Here is a 3,572-nt window from a genome sequence, read left to right on the forward strand (position 1 = left end):
ATTATTTTTATTCATTTTGCTGATTATATAGGTATTTATTCGGCTAAAAATTGGCCAATATATTGTTTTAATAGTTCAGATAAATTCATTAATCCGTCTGATATCAAATTACCCGACTTAATAAAAAATAAAAAAATAAAAACAATTAGTTACATAATTTTATTGAAATAACAGACAAATAATTTACTAGAAAAATTTCCATTATGTCCAGAATTTATTTATATTAAGACGCTATTCTACAAGGAATAAACAGATTGTTTATAGGTAATTTATGAGTATTATTGAGTCCTATCGGTGGGAGGAAATAATGGATGTGAAAATATCACCTCAACTTATTGCTATGTTTGAAAACAATAGCGATCCGTGGGGAATAAAAATATTTGACAGCGACCAATCTATTCATTTTTATAGCAATACACAAAACTACAGGTTATTTAATTTATCTACAAATTTTAACTTATACGGCAAAAATGATAGCGAAATACCTCATCCCATAGCTGAATTCTCAGAAAACTTTCAAGCACATGATTTTGAAACATTAAAACAAAAAAGAAATATTATTTCGATTGATATTTATCCTTATGGTGAAGATTCACTATTACAACCTTACATTTGTGAAAAATTTCCGTTTATTGTCGACGGAGAATGTGTTGGCGTTATCTTTCATTCAAGAAAGATGGAACTACTGCCTTTTAGGCAATTTAAAAATTATGGTAAAATTCATGGAACAACAGATTGTCTGATTGAAACAAAATTTACCAAAAAAGAATTAGAAATAATGTTTCTGGTAGCACATTCATTTAACCCAAAAGAAATTTCTAAAATGCTTTGTGTTAGTCATCATACCGTTAACAATAAATTACAATCTATCTACCAAAAATTGGGGATTAGCTTTCGGGAACAACTTATAGAATATTGTATTCATAAAAATATTCATAATAAAATACCGATGCGATTTCTCAGACCGCGCAGCTATTTATTTAACTAAATAATATACAGAAGTATAAACATGGATAAAGAACACTCCCTTGAAAGGATTCCGCATTCAGCACGCTCTAATTTATTTTCTATTGTTTTAATTCGTATCGGCGTCAATACTGCACTATCGCAGTTTATACTGGGTGGTACATTAGGCCATGCAATGACATTTTGGCAGGGGCAATATTAGCAACACTTTTGGGTAGCTTAATTCTTGAATTTTTAGGCCTAGGATTGGGTCTTATAGGATGTCGGGAAAGGCTACCTACCAGCATTTTGTCCAGATGGTGCAGCTTTGGGCGAATAGGCTCTGCCATGATCAGATTTGCTATTGCGATAAGCTCGCTCGGTTGGTTCGGCGTACAAAATGGAGTTTGTCCCAAAACTTTAGAATATGCATTAAACGGGAAGCTTGACTTCGGCTGGTGTGCCACAATTTCAGGCATATTTATTACCGTATTAGTTGCATACGGATTTAAAGGATTAAGTCTAACCGCCAAAATAACAGTGCCTTTATTTTTTGCTGTTATGATTTTGGTGACATTTACTTCATTAACCACCATCGACATTAAAGAATTAATCAATATCATTCCAGCAGAGTAGGACTCGATGACATTAAGCGCTGGAGCAACAATGGTCGCCGGTGGGTGTATTGTTGCAATGCTAATAAAACCTGACATCAGTCGATATAGCTAAAAGCGTCTTAATTTTGATTACAAAATATATGTTTTTCTTCAATATAAATTTACTGATATAGAGTAATTACTTGTAATCATTTTAAAGTCGCCCAGCTATATCAGTCGTTACTAAAACGCTATCATTGATTTTCATCAGTTATGCCAAAAAATTGAATGTTGTACCAAAAAATTTTACTACAAATAATAAAGAAGCCTGCCGCTTGCACAACAGGCTTCAAGAAATCCATTTATTTAACTAATCTTAAAGAGCAGTTACATTCGCTGCAGATGGGCCTTTCGAACCATCTTCAATAGTAAATTCTACATTTTGCCCTTCAGCCAGGGTTTTGAATCCATTTCCTTGAATGGCAGAGAAGTGAACGAATACATCCTTGCTGCCATCAGAAGGAGTGATGAAACCAAAGCCTTTAGATTCGTTAAACCACTTCACTTGACCCTTTATTTTGTCAGACATGTGTCTTTTCCTATATAACTAATAAACATTGCCGCTTTCGGCAGGTATACAAAAGCCTACATCACTATTTAATTCATGGAAGCACTCAGCAAGAAACGGTCGAAAGGCTATCAAGGATAACGCTACTCATAACACATTAACTTAAATGTCGTAAATAAAATAGATCTGTTTATTAGGCTTCCCCCCATTAACGCACGAGTAGTTAATAATATCAATAGTTTTATGCTTTTGTTTAAGAAAAAATCGAATTTTTTCAAGAATATTCTTCGTTAACCCAATAAATTAATAAAAAAATCAAAATGATCTAAATAAATCCATAAATATAAATTTTTTTCTGTTTGGGACGATTCCTAATCAATAGAAATTTTGTTTAAAATAAGAGAAAAAAGATATGTCGATAACTCAAGCAATTTAATATACTAGTCTCAAGGTTTAGATTCATCTACAAATCTGATCAATTAAGGTAAATATCATGTATATGATAAAAGTAATCCTGAATGAAAATCTCTGCCAAATAAATAAACAGCAAAACCGCAATAATAGACCTTATCTAAATTGGCAGTTTATTATTGCGCATCCATACCTATGTATAGGAATAGTCATGACTTACTTGCTAACAGCGATTCTAATCTATTATACCTCGTACTTTGGTTTGTAGTGGACAATCGGTTTTACATTTTTTTCTTTTGCTCGCCGCTGCATTACTGTTTGATATCAAACCAACATACCGCTTTAAGGATATTGGGATATAGTTGGGCGACGTTAAAATGATTACAAGTAATTACTCTATATCAGTAAATTTATATTGGAGAAAAACATATATTTTGTAATCAAAATTAAGACGCTTAGCTATACTGGATTTACGTGTATGTTACAATGGTGAATGGTTTGTTACTGAAAAGGTAACAGATACTGCAATTAATAAAATACTTGCTGAGCCAACTATCAACAATGCAATCAAAACCGAGTTAAAAGGTCTTATCAAGCAAAATAACATTTTATGATATATATCTACTTGCATACCCGACTAGTTCAATAAAAATCACCCATAATTCCTATAAAACTCATATAATATCAGATAAATAGTTTATTTTTGATGCAATTTGATTGCAGTATAAACAAACAGTAAAAATATTATATTTTTAACGTTGACAGTGGTGCAGGACATCGTTAATATCTAGCCAGCTTTTTTTAGCTTGCTTAATTCCTCCATAGTTCAGTCGGTAGAACGGCGGACTGTTAATCCGTATGTCACTGGTTCAAGTCCAGTTGGAGGAGCCACATTCTTCCAGATTCTTAAGAAAACCTGCCTAATTAGCAGGTTTTTTGTTTTTATAGGCAAATTAGATAGATTAAAAATCAACAGTTATGCTTACTATAACGCAACCTCTCGCTAGCCAAAATATTGTTATATTCAAAACTCCGCACTGCTGATTAATATA

Annotated in this window: 5 protein-coding genes and 1 tRNA gene; 4 read left to right on the forward strand and 2 right to left on the reverse strand. The window is 32.4% G+C overall.

What is annotated here, in order from left to right; genetic code table 11:
* Positions 1 to 307: 307 nt before the first annotated feature.
* Positions 308 to 988 (forward strand): PAS and helix-turn-helix domain-containing protein, encoded by a 681-nt coding sequence (locus ARSQ2_RS02050; RefSeq protein ID WP_181994197.1) that lies wholly within the window; start codon positions 308 to 310, stop codon positions 986 to 988.
* A 124-nt stretch (positions 989 to 1,112) separates the two neighbouring features.
* On the opposite strand, the gene ARSQ2_RS02055 is transcribed toward ARSQ2_RS02050, so the two are convergent.
* On the reverse strand, positions 1,113 to 1,658 hold the full coding sequence (locus ARSQ2_RS02055; RefSeq protein WP_181994198.1) for a hypothetical protein: 546 nt from the start codon (positions 1,656 to 1,658) through the stop codon (positions 1,113 to 1,115).
* A 259-nt stretch (positions 1,659 to 1,917) separates the two neighbouring features.
* Complete coding sequence (cspE, locus tag ARSQ2_RS02060; protein ID WP_181994199.1) at positions 1,918 to 2,130, reverse strand: transcription antiterminator/RNA stability regulator CspE; 213 nt, start codon at positions 2,128 to 2,130, stop codon at positions 1,918 to 1,920.
* Positions 2,131 to 2,608: 478 nt separating this feature from the next.
* Between cspE and ARSQ2_RS14510 the strand changes: the two genes are divergently transcribed.
* From ARSQ2_RS14510 to ARSQ2_RS02080, 3 genes are all read left to right on the forward strand, one after another.
* Positions 2,609 to 2,788 carry a YlaC family protein gene (locus tag ARSQ2_RS14510; protein WP_181994200.1) on the forward strand — a complete coding sequence of 60 codons (180 nt, stop codon included), beginning with the start codon at positions 2,609 to 2,611 and terminating at the stop codon, positions 2,786 to 2,788.
* Positions 2,789 to 2,984: 196 nt separating this feature from the next.
* A complete protein-coding gene (locus ARSQ2_RS14515; RefSeq protein WP_420837719.1) occupies positions 2,985 to 3,134 on the forward strand; it encodes a YlaC family protein in 150 nt (49 codons plus the stop codon).
* Between the two features lie 201 nt (positions 3,135 to 3,335).
* A tRNA-Asn gene (locus tag ARSQ2_RS02080) sits at positions 3,336 to 3,411 on the forward strand.
* Positions 3,412 to 3,572 lie beyond the last annotated feature (161 nt).

It is taken from the genome of Arsenophonus endosymbiont of Bemisia tabaci Q2, assembly GCF_902713415.1.
Lineage (GTDB): Bacteria > Pseudomonadota > Gammaproteobacteria > Enterobacterales > Enterobacteriaceae > Arsenophonus.

Excerpts from the sequence above, each read along its gene's own strand:
- ARSQ2_RS02050 (WP_181994197.1), top strand. The coding sequence starts at position 308 with ATGGATGTGAAAATATCACCTCAACTTATTGCTATGTTTGAAAACAAT.
- ARSQ2_RS02055 (WP_181994198.1), bottom strand. The coding sequence starts at position 1,658 with ATGTCAGGTTTTATTAGCATTGCAACAATACACCCACCGGCGACCATT.
- cspE (WP_181994199.1), bottom strand. The coding sequence starts at position 2,130 with ATGTCTGACAAAATAAAGGGTCAAGTGAAGTGGTTTAACGAATCTAAA.
- ARSQ2_RS14510 (WP_181994200.1), top strand. The coding sequence starts at position 2,609 with ATGATAAAAGTAATCCTGAATGAAAATCTCTGCCAAATAAATAAACAG.